Consider the following 18,035-nt stretch of genomic DNA (forward strand, 5'->3'; position numbering starts at 1 on the left):
CCGCTCCGGCAACGCGAGCCAGTCGAGCAGCACGCGCGCGACCGGGTTCGCCTGCGACGGCGGCAGGCCGGTAATCCGGTAAGGCACGCGCGCGCCGCCGGCGCCGGCCGTGCCGAACACGGCGTCGATCAGCGGCCCGGCCGCCGCGAGATCGGCCACCGCGACGAGCACGTCGGACGGCTGCAGGCTCGCGTCGGCGTCGAACCATGCGAGCAGCCGGTCGTGCAGCACCTCGAGCTGGCGTGCAAGGCTGTGGCACACGTGCACCTCGATCCCGCGCTCGGCCGGTGCATCGCCGGCTTCGGCCTCCGGCTGCAGGTCGAGGATCGCGTTCTGCACGCGCGCGAGCCATGTCGGCGCGGGATTCTCGACGAAACGCGACGCGTCGCCCGACGCGGCGCTTTCAGTCAGTTCGTGCAGCATGTGCAGCTGCGCCTGGGTCTGCCTGCCCCATTCCGCGAGCAGCGGATGGCCGACTTCCTGGTAGTCGAGCCGCCCGGCCGCATCGAGCGCCTCGGCATGCGCGGCGGTCACGATGTCGAACCAGAATTCGCGGCACGGGTTCAACGCATAGACGCGCACGTCGATCCAGCGCGACAGCTCGCGCAGCAGCGCGACATGCAGCGGCGGCATCGTCGGCAGCGCAAACACGCTGACCGATTCAGGCCAGTCGGCGCGCGCAACCGCGTCGGCATCGAGATGGCGCGCTTCGACGAGGAAGCGGTGCGCGGGCGGCGTGCCGCTGTCGCTCAGCTCGGCGAGCAGCGCGCGCCACAGCGCGGCCTGCCAGCGCTCGTCGTCGCGTGCGGCGTCGCTGACGCCGCGCGGCGCGCCGTCGCCCGCGAGCACGGATTCGCCGGCCTGCCACGCGGCCAGCCATTCGGGGCGATAGGTCAGGTAATGATCGAGCACGGCCGCGACGCGGTGCGCGAGTTCGTAGCGCATCGCATCGTCGGACGCGGACAAATACGCGGCCAGCCGCGGCGACGCGAGCCACGGCGCACCGTCGGACGCCTGCGCGAACAGCCGGTAGCAGCGCCATACGAGGCGATCGGGGGCGAACGGCGAACGCGCGGGCACCGTCAGCACACGGCCGATCTGTGCCCACAGCCATTGTGCGAGATACGTGAACTCGACGTTCGCGCACACGCCGTTGCGCGCGGCGATGTCGAGCTCGAGACGGCGGCGCAGCGCCGCGCTCGGCACGATGACCTGTTGCTGCGCCCACGGGCCATTGCTGGCCGGGAACGCGGCCAGATCCTCGAGCAGCGCGTCGGCCAGCGTTTCGTGACGGTTCGAATAGAAGAGATGGAGCATGAAGCGGGAGTCGGTACGTCGCGCCGGGCCAGCCGGGCGAACAGGATCACCAAGGATAGCAAATGGACCGTCGCAGCGGACCTCGTCCGGAAAGCCAGGTTTTGCGGACCGCGAAATACGATAGACTCGTCGCCAGTCAAGATGCCGCCCCCGGGCGTCTTCGTCTGCCATTCAGCCCATCGATGCGCTATTCGGTCGAAATCAGAAAGTTTTTCTACAGCCAGTACTTTTTCGGCGGCCTGCGGATCGCGGTCGGCGTGTCGCTGCCGGCCGTGCTGTGCCTGATCGTGTTTCACAACCGGGAGCTCGGCTTCACGATTTCGACGGGCGCGCTCGGCGCCTGCGTCGTCGACATGCCGGGCCCGCTCAAGTACAAGCACAACGAAATGCTCGCTTGCAGCGTGATCGGTTTTCTGGCCGCGCTCGCGACCGGCCTCGCGACACCGAACATCTTCGTGCTGTGGCTCGCCATCGTGCCGCTCACCTTCGTGCTGTCGCTGATCGTCGTGTACGGCAACCGCTGGCCGCAGATCAGCTTCGCGACGCTGTTCATGATGGTGATGACGCTCGAGGAGAAGTTCACGCCGCTGCAGGCGTTCATCAACGCCGGCTGGATTCTCGCGGGCGGCCTCTGGTACACGTACTGGGCCACGCTCGTGTCGCAATGGCAGGCGCGCCGGATCGAGCAGCAGGCACTCGCCGAGAGCCTGTTCGCCTGCGCCGACTACCTGCTCGCGCGCGCGCAGTTCTACGATCTCGATGCCGATCTCGACGAGTGCTACCGCAATCTCGTCGCCCGGCAGATCACCGCGGTCGAAACGCAGGAAACCGCGCGCGACATCGTGCTGCGCAACCTGCCGAAGCTGCGGCGCGGCAAGCTCGACCCCGGCCGCACGACGATGTACAACCTGTTCATCAACAGCGTCGACCTGCACGAGCTGTTCGTCGGTGCGCACACCGACTACCCGCTGGTGCGCAATACGTTCGGCGGCTCCGACCTGATCATTTTCTACCGCGACCTGATCTGCAAGGCAGCCGCCGATCTCGAGGAGATCGGCCTCGCGGTGCTCGAGAACCGCGCGCCGCATTCGCGGATCAGCGTGAAGGCCGAACTGCGCGCGATCGAGTACGAGATCGAGCTGATGCGCAAGAAGAACTTCGCGGCCACCAACGCGGAGGCGTATGCGGCCGTGCTCGCCACGTTCCGGCGCATCTGGAGCGCGACGCGCCTGATCGACCGGATGCGCCGCAACCTGTCGGGCCACGCCGATCCGCAGCAAACCGAACTGAAGATCGACAAGGCACTCACGCGCTTCCTGCAGCGCCGCCGGATGTCGCCGCTGCTGATCTTCTCGAACCTGAACATGCGTTCGCCGAGCTTTCGCCACGCACTGCGCGTGACGATCGCGGTGGCGGTCGGTTTCTGGCTCGGCCGCCTGCTGCCGCTCACGAACGCGTACTGGATCGTGATGACGACCATCATCATCCTGAAGCCAGGCTACTCGCTCACCAAGCAGCGCAACGCGCAGCGGATCATCGGCACGCTGATCGGCTGCGCGGCGAGCATCGCGCTGATCTACACGGTGAAGGAGCCGCACCTGCTGATCGCGATCATGTTCGGGTCGATGGTGATGAGCTACAGCCTGCTGCTGTTCAACTACGCGGCGAGCGTCGTGTTCACGTCGTCGTACGTGCTGCTGATGTTCCACCTGCTCGCGCCGGGCAGCATGCGGATCATCGGCGAGCGCGCGATCGATACCGTGGTCGGCTGCATGATCGCGATCGCCGCGAGCCGGCTGTTCCCGTACTGGGAATACCGGCTGATGGGCAAGCAGGTCGCCGACATGCTCACCGCCACCCGCAAGTATTTCGAAGCCGTGTGGCGCGCCGGGCGCGGCATGTCGCCGCCGCCGGTGCCGGCCGCCGACGGCGCGGCCGTGGTGCCGGTCGTCGCCGCGGCCATCGAGACACCCGCCACGACGCTCGACGACGACTACCGCTACCGCCTCGCGCGCAAGGACGTGCACATCGCGTTCGCGAATCTCGGGCAGGCATTCCAGCGGATGATGATCGAACCGAAGGCGCACCAGCGCTTCGTGCCCGAACTGAACGACCTGCTCGTGCAGACCCACGTGCTCGGCGCGCAGATCACGGCCGCCGCGCCGCTGATCCGCACGGCCTGCGCAGCCGACGGCAGCATCCTCCACGACGATGCGCTGCATCGCGGCCTCGCCGCGGTGCTCGACAATCTCGAGAAGGCCGAGGCCGGCGAGCCGCCGCCCGCCGATCAGCTCGACGCGTCGAAGCAGATCACGCGCGACCTCGATGCGATGGTCGTGTCCGCGGAGAAATCCGATGCGGTGGGAGCCGAGCTCACGCACGACCTGAAGGTGCTCGCGCACCAATGCAAGCAGATGCTTGCGTCTTCGCTGCTGATCCGCAAGGATGCGAGCGTGATCCGCCTGCCCGCCTGACCGCGGCGTTACCCCGCCGGTGGCCGGCCCGCGCATCCCGCGGAGCGGCCCCGGCGCTCCCCGATTCAGCGATCCCCGAAAGCATGACCCGCCCGTTTCACGCGGCCTGCGCCCTCGCCGCGCGACCGCCCAGCCCCCTATTGCGCCCGTCGCGCCAGTCAGGGAATACCCGATTCCGGTCACCCGGCCCGGCTTGTTATCATTCGCTCACATTCAAGTTGTATAGACAACTTGAGCCAATCGGATCGGCCCCGCTTGCCCGGTCCGTCGCATAACGATATCGGAGACTCGATGAAAAACTTGCAGCGCCACCTGAGCGCGCGGCATATCCGCTTTCTCGCGCTGGGTTCGGCGATCGGCACGGGCCTGTTCTACGGTTCGGCGTCCGCGATCCAGCTCGCGGGCCCGGCCGTGATCCTGGCGTACATCCTGGGCGGCGCAGCCGTCTACATGGTGATGCGCGCGCTCGGCGAGATGGCCGTACGCGAACCCGTGGCCGGCTCGTTCGGTCACTACGCGACCGAGAACCTCGGCCCGTTCGCCGGATTCGTCACCGGCTGGACCTACACGCTCGAAATGGTGATCGTCGCGATCGCCGACATCACCGCGTTCGGCATCTACATGGGCTTCTGGTTTCCCGGTGTCCCGCAATGGATCTGGGTGCTCGGCGTCGTCACGATCATCTGCGGGCTGAACCTGTGCCACGTGAAGGTGTTCGGCGAGCTCGAGTTCTGGCTGTCGATCATCAAGGTCGGCGCGATCGTCGCGATGATCGGCGGCGGCGTCGCGATCCTGCTGACCGGCATGCACTTCGGCCACTCGGCCGACGTGCCGACGTTCGCGAACCTGTGGAACCACGGCGGCTTCCTGCCGAACGGCGTCGGCGGGCTGATCGCGTCGCTGTCGGTCGTGATCTTCGCGTACGGCGGGATCGAGGTGATCGGGATGAGCGCCGGCGAGGCGAAGGATCCGGAACGCGTGATTCCGCGCGCGATCAACGCGGTGCCTGCGCGCATCCTGCTGTTCTACGTGCTGACGATGGTCGTGCTGATGTCGATCAGCCCGTGGACGGGTGTCGGCGGCGACGGCAGCCCGTTCGTGCAGATCTTCTCGGCACTCGGCGTGAAATCGGCTGCAACGATCCTCAACCTCGTCGTGATCAGCGCGGCGATCTCGGCGATCAACAGCGACATCTTCGGCGCAGGCCGGATGATGTTCGGGATGGCGCGCCAGGGCCAGGCGCCGCGCGTGCTGATGACGACGTCGCGGCACGGCGTGCCCTGGGTCACGGTGGTCGTGATGGCAGCCGCGCTGCTCGTCGGCGTGCTGCTCAACTACCTGATGCCGAAGGACGTGTTCCTGATGGTCGCGGCGATCGCGACGTTCGCCACCGTGTGGGTGTGGCTGATGATCCTGCTGTCGCAGGTCGCGATGCGCCGCCGGCTGTCGAACGCCGAAGTCGCGGCGCTGAAGTTCAAGGTGCCGTTGTGGCCGGTCGCGCCGGCCCTGACGATCGCGTTCATGGGCTTCGTGATCGTGATGCTCGGCTGGTTCGAGGACACGCGCATCGCGCTGTATGTCGGCGCGGCCTGGCTCGTGCTGCTCGCGGTCGTGTTCTACGCACGGATCCGCCCGAAATTCGCACCTGCGTCACGTTGACGCACGGCTGACCTGCATACGCGGTGCGCCCGTTTCGGCGCCCGCTTCTTCCCCGGCTCCGCGCGACATCTATCGCCGCAACAACCGGGGATTCATCCCCTTCACATCCCCACTACGTGCGCGGCCCGCCGGGCCGCGCATCGGCACGTCAGTGCGACGCCGCGCTCGCGGCCTCGGCCGGATGGGCCTCGTCGTACGCGTGCTTCTGCGAAATCGCGTTGTACAGGATCGTCCCGATCACGAGCAGCACGGCCACGACGATCAGGATGCTCACGTTGCGGACAGGGTTCTTCTTGCGCTGATCGTTCATGGTCGGGGCGACTCCGTCAAATTCATCGAAGCGGGCATTCTACGCGCTTGCGCGCCCGCTGCGACGCGCCGTTGGCTATCCCCATCCCCCACCTCTCCCCGCCTGCCGCAAGCTTTCATTTGATAATCGTTCCCATTTCGATCTAGAATCCGAAATCTTTCACTTTGTAATGTTTCGGGTCGCTCGGGCGGCAGGCGCGCCCCGGAACGCTCCCTTCGTCCACCTGCCCCTCCGGAGTCTCCATGTCGAATCCGCGCACCCGCCTGCTGCCGCTTGCCGGCGCCCTCGCCCTTGCCGCCGCCGCTTTCGCGCCGCTGGCCCAGGCCGCCGAGGAAGTGAGCCTGTACACCACCCGCGAACCGAAGCTGATCCAGCCGCTCATCGACGCGTTCACGAAGCAGAGCGGCGTCAAGGTCAACACGGTGTTCGTGAAGGACGGCCTGCTCGAGCGCGTGAAGGCGGAAGGCGCGCAGTCGCCGGCCGACGTGCTGATGACGGTCGACGTCGGCAACCTGCTCGATCTCGTCGACGGCGGGCTCACGCAGCCGGTGCACTCGAAGGCGCTCGACGACGCGATTCCCGCGAACCTGCGCAGCGCGAACGGCGACTGGTACGCGCTGTCGCTGCGCGACCGCGTGCTGTACGTCGAGAAGGACCTGAAGGTCGATGCGTTCCGCTACGAGGATCTCGCCGATCCGAAATGGAAGGGCAAGGTCTGCATCCGCTCGGGCCAGCATCCGTACAACACGGCGCTCGTCGCGGCGATGATCGCGCACGACGGCGAAGCGGCGACCGAGAAGTGGCTGCGCGGCGTGAAGGCGAACCTCGCGCGCAAGGCGACGGGCGGCGACCGCGATGTCGCGCGCGACATCCTCGGCGGCATCTGCGACGTCGGCCTCGCGAACGCGTACTACGTCGGTCACATGAAGAACGCGGAGCCCGGCAGCGACGCGCGCAAGTGGGGCGACGCGATCAAGGTCGTGCGGCCGACGTTCGCGAACGCGAAGAGCGGCGGCACGCACGTCAACATCAGCGGCGCGACGGTCGCGAAGCACGCGCCGCACAAGGCCAACGCGGTGAAGCTGCTCGAATACCTCGTGTCGCCGGAAGCGCAGGCGCTGTATGCGCAGGCGAACTACGAATACCCGGTGCGCGCGAACGTGAAGCTCGACCCGGTGATCGCCAGCTTCGGCACGCTGAAGATCGACCCGCTGCCGCTGGCGGACATCGCGAAGCATCGCAAGCAGGCGAGCCAGCTCGTCGACAAGGTCGGCTTTGACCACTGACGCCACGACCGCCGGCGCGCGCCGCGCGTCATGCCGGCCGCGCCTGCTGCCGCGCGCGGGCAGCCTGTGGCTGAGCGCGGCGCTGGCGATCGCCGCGGCGGTCGCGGCGCCGCTTGCGGTGCTCGTGGCGGCCGCGTTCGATGCCGATCTCGCGCACTGGCGGCATCTCGCCGAATTCGTGCTGCCGCAGGCGCTCGTCAATACGCTGCTGCTGCTCGCCGGGGTCGGCGCGATCGTGTCGATCGTCGGCACCGGCTGCGCGTGGCTCGTCACCGCGTACGACTTTCCCGGCCGCCGGATACTGACGTGGGCGCTGCTGCTGCCGCTCGCGGTGCCCACCTACATCGTCGCGTTCGCGTATCTCGACCTGCTGCACCCGATCGGCCCGGTACAAGGCGCGATCCGCTGGCTGCTCGGCTTCGACAGCCCGCGCCAGTTCCGCCTGCCCGACCTGCGCTCGCTGCCCGGCGCAATCTTCGTGCTCGGCTTCGTGCTGTATCCCTATGTTTACTTGAGCACGCGCGCGATGTTCGTCACGCAGTCCGCAAGCCTGCTCGAAGCCGCGCGCACGCTCGGCGCGGGACGGATCGCCACGTTCTGGCGCGTCGTCGTGCCGCTCGCGCGGCCCGCGATCGCGGTCGGCGTGAGCCTCGCGCTGCTCGAAACGCTGAACGATATCGGCGCATCGGAATTCCTCGGCGTGCAGACGCTGACCGTGTCCGTCTACACGACCTGGATCACGCGCTCCGATCTTGCCGGCGCCGCCCAGATCGCGCTCGCGATGCTCGCGATCGTCGTCGGCATGATCGTGCTCGAACGCTACGGGCGCCGTCGGCAGCGCTATGCGCATGGCCGGCGCATGCGGCCGATCGCGCCGCGCCGCCTGACGGGCCCGGCTGCATTCGGCGCCGCCGTGCTGGGCTGGCTGCCCGTGCTGCTCGGCTTCGGCGCGCCGGCCGCATACCTCGCGGTCGAGACGGCCAAGCGGCTGCACCTCGTCGGCGGCGTATCCGCACAACTGATGACGGGGCTCGCGAACACGCTGACGATCGCCACCGCCGCCACCGTCGCGACCGTCGCATGCGGGCTCGTCGTCGCGTGGGCCGCACGCGCGCAACGCGACAGCGCCGGCGCCGGCCCGGCCCGCATATGTGCAAGCATCGCGAGCCTCGGCTATGCGGTGCCGGGCACCGTGCTCGCGATCGGCCTGCTGATTCCGTTCGCGGCGGCCGACCGGCTGTTCGGCGCGGCGCTCGGCCGAGACGGGCTGCTGCTGATGGGCTCGGCGGCCGCGCTCGTGATCGCCTATACCGTGCGCTTTCTCGCGATCCCGGCCGGCAGCATCGAGGCCGGCCTCGCACGTATCCCGCCGTCGCTCGAACAGGCGGCGCGCTCGCTCGGCGAGACGGGCGGCGGCACGCTGCGCCGCGTGCACCTGCCGCTGCTGCGGCCCGCGCTCACGACGAGCGCGCTGCTGGTGTTCGTCGACGCGATGAAGGAATTGCCGGCGACGCTGCTGCTGCGTCCGCTGAACTTCGACACGCTCGCGACCTGGCTGTATGCGGAAGCCGCGCGCGGCACCTATGAAGAAGGCGCGGTCGCCGCGCTCGCGATCGTGCTGGCCGGGCTCGTGCCCGTGATCCTGCTCGCCCGCACCCGCCACAAGATCGGAGCCTGACACCGTGAACCTGCTCGAACTCGATGACCTCTGCCTCGCCTACGACACGCCGCACGGCCGCCGCACCGTGGTCGACGGGCTCAGCCTCGCGCTGCCGCGCGGCGACATCGGCTGCCTGCTCGGCGCGTCGGGCTGCGGCAAGACCACCGTGCTGCGCGCGATCGCCGGCTTCGAACCGGTGCGCATGGGACGCATCGTGCTGGACGGCGTGCCCGTCGCGGCGCCGTCGCTCGACGTGCCGCCCGAGCGGCGCCGCATCGGCATGATGTTCCAGGACTACGCGCTGTTCCCGCACCTGAGCGCGGCGGACAACGTCGCATTCGGCCTGCGGCGCATGCCGAAGGCCGAACGGCGCATGCGCGTCGCGGAAATGCTCGAACTCGTCGGCCTCGCCGATTCCGGCGGCGCGTATCCGCACGAACTGTCCGGCGGCCAGCAGCAGCGCGTCGCACTCGCGCGAGCGCTCGCGCCGTCGCCGGAGCTACTGCTGCTCGACGAGCCGTTCTCGAATCTCGATGTCGATACGCGCGAGCGGCTTGCGTTCGAGCTGCGCGACATCCTGAAACGCACGGGCCACACCGCGATCCTCGTCACGCACAACCAGGCCGAAGCGTTCGCGATCGCCGACCGGATCGGCGTGATGAAGGACGGCCAGCTCGCGCAATGGGATACGCCGTACGCACTGCATCACCATCCGGCCAACCCGTTCGTCGCGGATTTCGTGCGCCGCGACGCACTGGCCGACGAACGCGCGCGCGCACTGGCGCGCGGCCGCTGAACCCGCGGGTGCGATGCGCGCCCGCGTCGCTTCATTGCCGCGCTTCATTGCCGCGCTTCATTGCCGCGTTTCCTTGCCGCGTTATGCCGGCTCGGCAAGATCACGCACGGGCAGCGCGGTCGAATACTTGATCTGCTCCATCGCGAACGACGAGCTGACGTCGAACAGCGGCACCGCGCGAATCAGCTGCTTGTAGACGCGGTCGTAATCGTCGATGCCGGCCACCACGACGCGCAGCAGATAGTCGGTCTCGCCGCTCATCCGGTACACCTCGACCACTTCCGGCATGTCGCGCACGGCCTGCGTGAAACGCTGCGCCCATTCCTCGGTGTGCTGGTTCGTGCGGATCGCGACGAACACGGTCGTGCCGACCCCGAGCTTGCGCGGATCGCATAGCGCAACCTGCGCGCGAATCGCGCCGGTTTCCTTGAGCCGCTGCACGCGCTTCCAGCACGGCGTCTGCGACAGGTTCACGCGCTGCGCCAGTTCCGCGATCGGTAGCGTGGCATCCGCCTGCAAGAGCTCCAGCAGCTTGCGATCGATGGCGTCCATTTCTCCAGTCCCTCGTAGATAGAAATTTATTCTATGCATCCTGCCCAACGGGGAACAATATGAAAACCGCTGCGCCGCGTCGACCGGTATAAATACCGATCCGGTACGCGCATCGCATGAACGGATCCGCCGGCACGCGGCACGCGCCAAATGAAACAGGCGATCCCGCCCATCAGGGTGGAATCGCCTGGCGTTCCTGCCTGTCACGGCCGGCCCGGCGCGCACGCGCCGCCGGCCGGCACGCCGCTCAATACGCGACCGTCGCGATCTCGCGCACGAAGCTGTCTTGCTCGAGCGCGTCGACGAACGCGATCGCATAGTCTTCCGCGGAGATCTTGCTGTTGCCTTGCGCGTCCGCGATCAGCTTGCCGGCACCCGTGCGGAACGTACCCGTCCGCTCGCCCGGGGCGATCAGCGCAGCCGGCGCAAAGAACGTCCAGTCGAGATCGCCGACCGTCTGCAGGTAGTCGAACGCGTCGCGGTGCGCGAGCGCGACCGCCTTGTACGCTTCCGGGAAACCTTCGCTGTCGACGAGCTGCTTGCCGGGCGCGACTTCGAGCGAACCGGCGCCGCCCACCACCACGAGCCGCTTCAGCCCCGCCTGGCGCGTGCCGGCGACCAGCGCCTTCGCGGCCGCGACGACCTTCGCCGCATCGTCCTGCTTCGGACCGTACGCGCTCGCGACGACGTCATGGCCCGGCAGCGCGGCCGCGATGCTGGCGGCGTCGAACAGGTCGGCCGCCTTCGCGGTGATGCCGTCGCCGGCCGCACCCGGGTGGCGCGACAGCGCGGTCACGCGATGGCCGCGTCGTGCGGCTTCTGCAGCGATGCGCGAGCCGATCGTGCCGGTGGCGCCAAACAGCGCGATATTCAAAGTACGTTGCGTCATATCGATTCTCCAGTCAGAAAAATATGTAACACATTTAATTACAGATAAGACCGAAAAAAACGGGGCATAGCCCCCGTTGCACCGGCCGCCGCGCCTGTCGCGCCGCCCGGCTTCCTGCCCTGCCGCCGGTCACCCGCCGGCGCGCGCCGCCTGTTGCGTGCGCTGCTCCAGATCCAGCACGTCGGCCGTGACGTCGGCCAGCGTGCGCGTGCCAAGCGATGCTTCCATCGCCCGCTGCGCGTCGCCGATGTAGTCGATCAGCGCGCCCTGGATGTGCCGCCCGACGAGACACGCGGGATTCGGCGCCTCACGGTGCAGCGCGAACAGTTGCGCATCGTCGACCGCCCGATACACGTCGAGCAGCGTGATCGCACCGGGCTCGCGCGCCAGCAGCGCACCGCCGCCCGCGCCCAGTTGCGACGTGGTCAGCCCGGCGGCCGCCAGCATCGACAGCAACCGGCGAATCAACGCCGGATTCGTGTTCACGCTGCCCGCGATGATGTCGGACGACAGCGGCGCGCCTTCCTGCATCGACAGCAAGGCAAGCACGTGGACGGCAAACGCGAACCGGCTGCTGGTATTCATTCCTCACTCACTTGACGACGCCGGCCCATCCCGCAGCCGGCGACATGTGTAACCATAATAATTACATTTAGCGGATCATGCAAGCCCGCGTCACTCTCCGCTCGCAGGCTTGGCGCCCGACGCGTTCTGCTGGCTCCACTGCTGGAGCTTCTTGCCGGCTTGCGCGATCTGCGCGCCGGCTTCGGAAGCCGCATGCGCGACGACCGCGGAAGCAGCCGCGTCGATCTGCGCCTGCGCGGCGGAAGCGAGGCCGCTCGCGGACAGCGGCGGCACGGCCGACGCCGCGGAGGCGATGCCGGCCTTCGCGGCGTTGATCTGCTGGTTGACCGTGCTCGCCACCTGGTCGAGCGCCTTGGCCGCATTGTTCGCGGCATCGGCGGCCGCGCTCGCGGCCGTATCGGGCTGCGTGACCGGCGCACCGGACTTCTCGCAGCCCGCGAGCAACAACAGCGCACCGGCAGCCACGGCCGCCAGGACGGACCCGGGCACGCGACGCGCCCGCGATGTCTTCATGTTCATCTGCAATCTCCGGCCGCGCGTCGCGCGGCCTCATGGTTGGACCGACGTCGATGATACCGCCTGTGGAACAGGGCCAATCACGCCCCACGATTAAAAATGGCTTTCAATTTCGGATTCGTCTGATTCAATCGCACACGCGAAGACACTAAAGTGGGCACGCTTCAATCTGCTTCGGATGTGCCCCTCTTTCATGGATTTTCTCGTCAACTGGTTCATCGCCCTGGCCGTACTGCTCGCCGCCACCCTGTTCCTGTGCCTGCGCCCGCCGTCGACGCGCCGTCTTGCCGAATCCGGGCGCCCGCGCCGCGTCGCGTCCGCGCGCCTGCTCACGCAGGCCGTGATCGGCTTCTGGACGGCCGCGCTGATCGTCGCGCAAGGCATCCTTGGCCCCGACGGCGACGGCCAGTCGCTTGCGGGCTTCGCGGCGCTCGCGTTTGCCGCGCTCGGGCTCACAACCGTCTCCGCCTACTGGTCGGTGTGCGCGCTGCGGCTGCGCCGGCCGCCCGCGCTGTTCGCGCGCCGCTGACGCGCCGGAACGGTGCGCAGCGACGCACCATCGCGCACCACGCCGCACCAATCGGCACGTCGCACGCACCAGTTCCGCACCCGCCGCACCACACGCGTGCACCCGGCATCACACCGGCCCCGTGCCAGCCGCGCCCCCTTCCCGTGCACGATTCACCGGAATGCCGCACCGCGCGGCGTTCGAGCACCAACTCCACGCAGCCGTTCACCAAGTTGGCTCGATACTTGCGTTCCTTGCCCGTTTTTTGCGCAAGGAAGCCACGGCATGGATGGTCTGAAATCCGGCGTCGACACACTGTTCCTGTTGATCGGCGCCGTCATGGTGCTCGCGATGCACGCGGGCTTTGCATTTCTTGAACTCGGCACGGTCCGCAAGAAGAACCAGGTCAACGCGCTCGTGAAGATCCTGGTCGATTTCTCGGTGTCGACGCTCGCGTATTTCTTCATCGGCTACACGATCGCGTACGGCGTCGAGTTCTTCGACGACATCGGCACGCTGTCGCAGCACAGCGGCTACGCGCTCGTGCGCTTCTTCTTCCTGCTGACCTTCGCGGCGGCGATCCCCGCAATCGTGTCCGGCGGCATCGCCGAGCGCGCGAAGTTCAATCCGCAGCTCGTCGCGACACTGATCATCGTCGGCTTCATCTATCCGTTCTTCGAAGGGATCGCATGGAACGAACGTTTCGGCGTGCAGGCCTGGCTCACGCACGCGTTCGGTGCGCCGTTCCACGATTTCGCGGGCTCGGTCGTCGTGCACGCATTCGGCGGCTGGGTCGCGCTGCCGGCCGTGCTGCTGCTCGGCGCGCGCCACGGCCGCTATGCGAAGGACGGCCGGATCGCCGCGCACCCGCCGTCGAACATCCCGTTCCTCGCGCTCGGCGCGTGGGTGCTCGCAGTCGGCTGGTTCGGCTTCAACGTGATGAGCGCGCAGACGCTCGACAAGATCAGCGGCCTCGTCGCCGTGAACTCGCTGATGGCGATGGTCGGCGGCACGCTCGCCGCGTGGATGGCCGGTCGCAACGACCCGGGCTTCACCTACAACGGGCCGCTCGCCGGCCTCGTCGCGGTGTGCGCGGGCTCCGACGTGATGCATCCGATCGGTGCGCTCGTCACCGGCGCCGTCGCCGGCGCGCTGTTCGTCGCGATGTTCACCTGCGTACAGAACAAGTGGCGCATCGACGACGTGCTCGGCGTGTGGCCGCTGCACGGCATGTGCGGCGCGCTCGGCGGCCTCGCGGCCGGCGTGTTCGGCCTGCCCGCGCTCGGCGGGCTCGGCGGCGTGTCGTTCATGTCGCAGCTGATCGGCACGCTCGGCGGCATCGCGATCGCGACCGCGGGCGGCACGCTCGTCTATGGCGCACTGAAAGCGACCGTCGGGCTGCGCCTCGACCGCGAAGCCGAGTTCGACGGCGCGGACCTGTCGATCCACCGCATCTCGGCGACGCCCGAACGCGATTGAGCACCTGACGAACGCCCGACACATCATTACGTTTTCAATTCAAAAAACTTTCATCGAGCATCCTTACACTTCCGTCCAGTTTTCAATTCGCCTTCGCCAAGCTTGCCGACCGCCTGCTTCGCGAAGGCCATTCTTCCAACAACTGAAACTGGACTCCACATGCCCGCGTTGCCCAATGCTTCCCGTCGTCAGGCCCTGAAGATCCTCGCCGGCGCGCCGATGCTGCCCCTTTCCGGCCTCGCGCTGCCGGCCCTGCTGACGGGTTGCGGCGGCGACGACAATCCGGCATCGACGCCGGCCCCGGTCGCTGCCGCGTACACGTCGGCGACGTTCTCGGCCATGGCCGCGCCCTCGCTCGACAACGCGGCCGCGATGGCCACGACGACGGTCGGCTCGACGCTGTCGGTGTCGTTCTCGGACGGCTCGGCGCGCAACTTCAAGCTGGCGTACCGGCCGTTCTTCGTGACGGGCGACATGGTGCCGGACGGCAAGGGCGGCACGACGCTTGCGGGCGGCTACTACGACATCAACAACCAGCCGATCATCGACCGCTCGGTGGCCGGCAAGGAGCGCCAGTTCTATTCCGACTGCCCGGACGGCAGCTCGCTGCTGACGCTGAAGAACGCGAACGTGCCCGGCGTGAAGGGCAACACGGTGTTCGCCGTCGTGCAGTTCGAATACACGACGCGCGACCAGGCCAGCGCATCGCAGTACGGCCAGCTGCCGTCGCCGATCGCGGTGGTGACGCTCGACCAGGATCCGGCCAATGGCACGCTGAAGGTCGTCAAGTACCACAACGTCGACACGTCGAAGGCGCACGGCCTGTGGATCACGTGCGGCGCGAGCCTGTCACCGTGGGGCACGCACCTGTCGAGCGAAGAGTACGAGCCGGACGCGACGAAGATCGCGACCGACGCGCAGTTCAAGGCGTTCAGCAAGAACACGTTCGGCGACGAGACGAAGGCGAACCCCTATCACTACGGTCACCTGCCCGAGATCACCGTGAATCCGGACGGCACGGGCACCGTGAAGAAGCACTACTGCCTCGGCCGCATCTCGCACGAGCTGATCCAGGTGATGCCGGACCAGCGCACCGTGATGATGGGTGACGACGCCACCAACGGCGGCCTGTTCATGTTCGTCGCCGACAAGGCGGCCGACCTGTCGGCCGGCACGCTGTACGTCGCGAAGTGGACGCAGACGTCGTCTGCCGGCGCGGGCACCGCGACGCTCACGTGGATCAAGATCGGCCACGCGACCAGCAGCGAGATCGAAGCGCTCGCGAACACGCTGAAGGCGTCGGACATCATGGACCTGACGACCACCGACCCGAACGATCCGAGCTACGCGAAGATCCACTTCGGCGGCAAGTTCAACTGGATGCGCGTGAAGCCGGGGATGGAAAAGGCGGCCGCGTTCCTCGAGACGCACCGTTACGCGGCGCTGCTCGGCGGCAGCATGGCCTTTACGAAGCTCGAAGGCACGACCGTGAACGCGAAGGACAAGATCGTCTACACGGCGATGTCGCGGATCGAAACGTCGATGGTCAAGGGCAATGCGGTGTCGCGCGACGTCGCGGTCGACAAGAAGATCGCCGCGGGCGCCGTCTATGCGCTGAACCTGAAGGGCAGCCAGCGCGACACGACGGGCAGTGCGATCGACAGCGAATGGGTGCCGGTCGACATGGGCGCGCCGGCCGCGCTCGTCGGCGAGGATCTCGCCGCGGCCGACGGACTCGGCAACCTCGCGAACCCGGACAAGATCGCGAATCCGGACAACCTGAAGTTCTCCGAAAAGTTGCGCACGCTCTTCATCGGCGAAGACTCGGGCATGCACGTGAACAACTTCCTGTGGGCCTACAACGTCGACACGAAGTCGCTCGTGCGCGTGCTGTCGTGCCCGGCCGGCGCCGAATCGACGGGCCTGCACGCGGTCGACGAGATCAACGGCTGGACCTACATCATGAGCAACTTCCAGCACGCGGGCGACTGGGAGTCGCCGCTGCACGACAAGGTCAAGCCGACGCTCGATCCGCTCGTGCGCGCGAACTTCAAGGACCGCTTCGGCGCCAGCGTCGGCTACCTGACGGCCGAGCCGACCAGCATCAAGCTCGCGAAGGCCTGACCGGACCACGCGAGGCGGGCCGGCGCGCTCGCCAGGAGCGCGCCTGACCGGGCGCCCCTGGCCGCGCCCCCCTTTCTTCATCACCGTTCATTCGTCGGCGCTCCACGCCGTTTGATGCGCGATACCCCCTGCGGGCATCGCGCTTTTTTTTTGCGCACGCGCATCGCGCGAAGCGTACGCGCAAACAGGCGCAAGCAGACGCCGCACGGGTTCGAACGGGGGATTTCGACGATCGGGGGATAATACGGGCCTGACGCGTCCGGGCGGACGCGCGGAAAGACGGGCAAAAAAAAGCGCCACGGAGACCGTGGCGCTAAAAAAGTTCTAGCCATTCCGAGGGCCGTGCTAGAACCTGAGAGACTGCGCGAAACATCGTTGCCGGTTAAACTCTTGAAACGATGTTTCGAAAACGTGAGACATTCTTTCCGTTTCCGCCCGACAAGTCAAGCGGTATTTGCACCGGTTCATGCACTTTCTGGCAACGCACATTTGAGCGTTTTCCTAATAAACCAAGGGTGAACCCGTAAAATCTCATCCAATGACCGGTTCAGCCGCAGAACATGCATCTTTTGACAATAGTCCTACAATACCAACAAAATTGAAATCGAGTTTCGGAAATAGAGAGAATCCCTCGTGTCGACAACTGTAACCTCTCCCGCGTCGCGGGACCGTGAATCCTCGCCCGACGAGATCACCGCCCTCGCCCGCGGCCTCGCCGTGCTGCGTCGCATCGCGGCGGCCGACGCGCCCGTCAGCAACCGCGAGCTGACCGAACTGACCGGCATCCCGAAGCCTACCGTGTCGCGCATCACCGCGACACTCGTCAGCGCCGGCTTCCTGTTCCAGTTGCCCGACAGCGAGCGCTTCGTGCTCACCGCGTCGGTGCTCGAACTGAGCCACGGCTTTCTGCGCAACTTCGACATCCGCGCGCGGTCGCGGCCGTTCATGATCGAGCTGGCCGAACGCACGTCGCTGTCCGTGCACCTCGCGGTGCGCGACCGGCTCGACATGGTCGCGATCGACGTGATCCGGCCGCGCTCGGCCGTGCTCGTCACGCGCCTCGAGATCGGCTCGCGGATGGACATCGCGCGCACCGCGGTCGGCCGTGCCTATCTCGCCGCACTCGAGGACGACGAACGCCGCCTGCTGCTCGAGTCGCTGCGCACCACGGCAGGCGACGACTGGCCGCATGTGTCCGCGCGCCTGACCCCCGCGCTGGACGACGCGATGCGCGACGGCCACGCGATCGCGATCGGCGAATGGCGCGAGGGCCTCAATGCCGTCGCGGCCGGTTTCGTCGGCCCGTCGGGCCAGCGCTATTCGGTGAACTGCGGTGGCGCGTCGCACCAGTGCCCGCCCGAATGGCTGCACGAACACGTGGTGCCGGCACTGCACGAATGCATCGCGAAAATCACCCGCGAAATCGGCGGCGCACCGGCCCGGCGCATCAGCGTGTAATCGTTTCGTCATCGTCCTGTCGCGTTCTGTAACGACCGTAACCCGTTGAAAGATAGACCACTGGACTGTAACGGGGACGGGACGTAGGATCATGCCCATCGTCGCGCCGCATTCGCGGTGCGCACCGCTCTTTTCCCGCGCAGGCCGGCGGGGCCCCGGACCGAGCCGGGCGCCCCCTCCCGGCACCGCTCGCCCACGCGCAGCCCAGCAGTCCGATTTCCGGCACGCCGCGCCGTCTTCCTGACAGATCACGATGGATAACGAACAAAAGCCCACGCCTCCTTCGAAAGACCCCGCGTCCCCCGCCGCGCGGCGCCCGCGCCGCACGCTGATGGCCGGCGCGCTCGCGGTCGTCGTCATCGGCGGCCTGCTGTGGTGGCATCCGTGGAACCGCACGCCGGCGGCCGGCACTGGCGCGAGCG

General features: G+C 67.5%; 15 protein-coding genes and 1 pseudogene. 10 read left to right on the top strand and 6 right to left on the bottom strand.

The window, feature by feature from the left end:
• Positions 1-1,317: exodeoxyribonuclease V subunit gamma (locus G3N61_RS32495; protein ID WP_205824449.1), on the bottom strand; the 1,317-nt coding region annotated here is incomplete at its 3' end.
• A gap of 182 nt (positions 1,318-1,499) precedes the next feature.
• Here G3N61_RS32495 and G3N61_RS32500 point away from each other — a divergent pair.
• Together G3N61_RS32500 and G3N61_RS32505 are read left to right on the top strand one after the other, a co-directional pair.
• Positions 1,500-3,791 carry an FUSC family membrane protein gene (locus tag G3N61_RS32500; protein ID WP_043182124.1) on the top strand — a complete coding sequence of 764 codons (2,292 nt, stop codon included), beginning with the start codon at positions 1,500-1,502 and terminating at the stop codon, positions 3,789-3,791.
• 291 nt (positions 3,792-4,082) lie between these two features.
• Entirely contained in the window at positions 4,083-5,450 is a 1,368-nt protein-coding gene (locus G3N61_RS32505) for an amino acid permease (protein WP_043182121.1), read from the top strand.
• A gap of 148 nt (positions 5,451-5,598) precedes the next feature.
• On the opposite strand, the gene G3N61_RS32510 is transcribed toward G3N61_RS32505, so the two are convergent.
• Positions 5,599-5,760 (bottom strand): hypothetical protein, encoded by a 162-nt coding sequence (locus tag G3N61_RS32510; RefSeq protein WP_006476417.1) that lies wholly within the window; start codon positions 5,758-5,760, stop codon positions 5,599-5,601.
• Between the two features lie 242 nt (positions 5,761-6,002).
• Between G3N61_RS32510 and G3N61_RS32515 the strand changes: the two genes are divergently transcribed.
• From G3N61_RS32515 to G3N61_RS32525, 3 genes are read left to right on the top strand one after another with little or no spacing between them, the layout of a single operon-like run.
• Positions 6,003-7,046: a Fe(3+) ABC transporter substrate-binding protein gene (locus tag G3N61_RS32515; RefSeq protein WP_205824450.1), complete on the top strand. Its 1,044-nt coding sequence runs from the start codon at positions 6,003-6,005 to the stop codon at positions 7,044-7,046.
• Positions 7,047-7,089: 43 nt separating this feature from the next.
• Positions 7,090-8,724, top strand: coding sequence for an iron ABC transporter permease (locus G3N61_RS32520; protein ID WP_241018009.1), 1,635 nt, complete (start codon positions 7,090-7,092; stop codon positions 8,722-8,724).
• 4 nt (positions 8,725-8,728) lie between these two features.
• Positions 8,729-9,502: an ABC transporter ATP-binding protein gene (locus G3N61_RS32525; protein ID WP_205824452.1), complete on the top strand. Its 774-nt coding sequence runs from the start codon at positions 8,729-8,731 to the stop codon at positions 9,500-9,502.
• A gap of 81 nt (positions 9,503-9,583) precedes the next feature.
• Here G3N61_RS32525 and G3N61_RS32530 read toward each other — a convergent pair whose 3' ends face one another.
• The 4 genes from G3N61_RS32530 to G3N61_RS32545 all read right to left on the bottom strand — a co-directional run bounded on the left by G3N61_RS32530 (position 9,584) and on the right by G3N61_RS32545 (position 12,047).
• A complete protein-coding gene (locus tag G3N61_RS32530) occupies positions 9,584-10,054 on the bottom strand; it encodes an Lrp/AsnC family transcriptional regulator (RefSeq protein WP_011351482.1) in 471 nt (156 codons plus the stop codon).
• Positions 10,055-10,301: 247 nt separating this feature from the next.
• Positions 10,302-10,943, bottom strand: coding sequence for an NAD(P)H-binding protein (locus tag G3N61_RS32535; protein WP_089450192.1), 642 nt, complete (start codon positions 10,941-10,943; stop codon positions 10,302-10,304).
• Positions 10,944-11,072: 129 nt separating this feature from the next.
• Positions 11,073-11,528, bottom strand: a complete 456-nt coding sequence (locus G3N61_RS32540; RefSeq protein ID WP_043182110.1) for an Rrf2 family transcriptional regulator — start codon at positions 11,526-11,528, stop codon at positions 11,073-11,075.
• Positions 11,529-11,618: 90 nt separating this feature from the next.
• The gene (locus G3N61_RS32545; RefSeq protein ID WP_043182108.1) at positions 11,619-12,047 is read right to left on the bottom strand and encodes a hypothetical protein; all 429 of its coding nucleotides are present in this window, start codon (positions 12,045-12,047) and stop codon (positions 11,619-11,621) included.
• 190 nt (positions 12,048-12,237) lie between these two features.
• Between G3N61_RS32545 and G3N61_RS32550 the strand changes: the two genes are divergently transcribed.
• From G3N61_RS32550 to G3N61_RS39795, 5 genes and pseudogenes are all read left to right on the top strand, one after another.
• A complete protein-coding gene (locus G3N61_RS32550) occupies positions 12,238-12,573 on the top strand; it encodes a hypothetical protein (RefSeq protein ID WP_043182106.1) in 336 nt (111 codons plus the stop codon).
• 264 nt (positions 12,574-12,837) lie between these two features.
• Positions 12,838-14,031: an ammonium transporter gene (locus tag G3N61_RS32555; RefSeq protein ID WP_043182104.1), complete on the top strand. Its 1,194-nt coding sequence runs from the start codon at positions 12,838-12,840 to the stop codon at positions 14,029-14,031.
• 159 nt (positions 14,032-14,190) lie between these two features.
• Positions 14,191-16,155: an alkaline phosphatase PhoX gene (locus tag G3N61_RS32560; protein ID WP_205824453.1), complete on the top strand. Its 1,965-nt coding sequence runs from the start codon at positions 14,191-14,193 to the stop codon at positions 16,153-16,155.
• A 633-nt stretch (positions 16,156-16,788) separates the two neighbouring features.
• Positions 16,789-17,613 carry an IclR family transcriptional regulator gene (locus G3N61_RS32565; RefSeq protein WP_043182100.1) on the top strand — a complete coding sequence of 275 codons (825 nt, stop codon included), beginning with the start codon at positions 16,789-16,791 and terminating at the stop codon, positions 17,611-17,613.
• A gap of 253 nt (positions 17,614-17,866) precedes the next feature.
• Positions 17,867-18,035 (top strand): annotated as a pseudogene (locus G3N61_RS39795) (multidrug transporter subunit MdtA); the annotation flags it as partial.

Origin of the sequence: Burkholderia sp. Ac-20349 (assembly GCF_017104865.1) — a bacterium.
Taxonomy (GTDB): domain Bacteria; phylum Pseudomonadota; class Gammaproteobacteria; order Burkholderiales; family Burkholderiaceae; genus Burkholderia; species Burkholderia aenigmatica.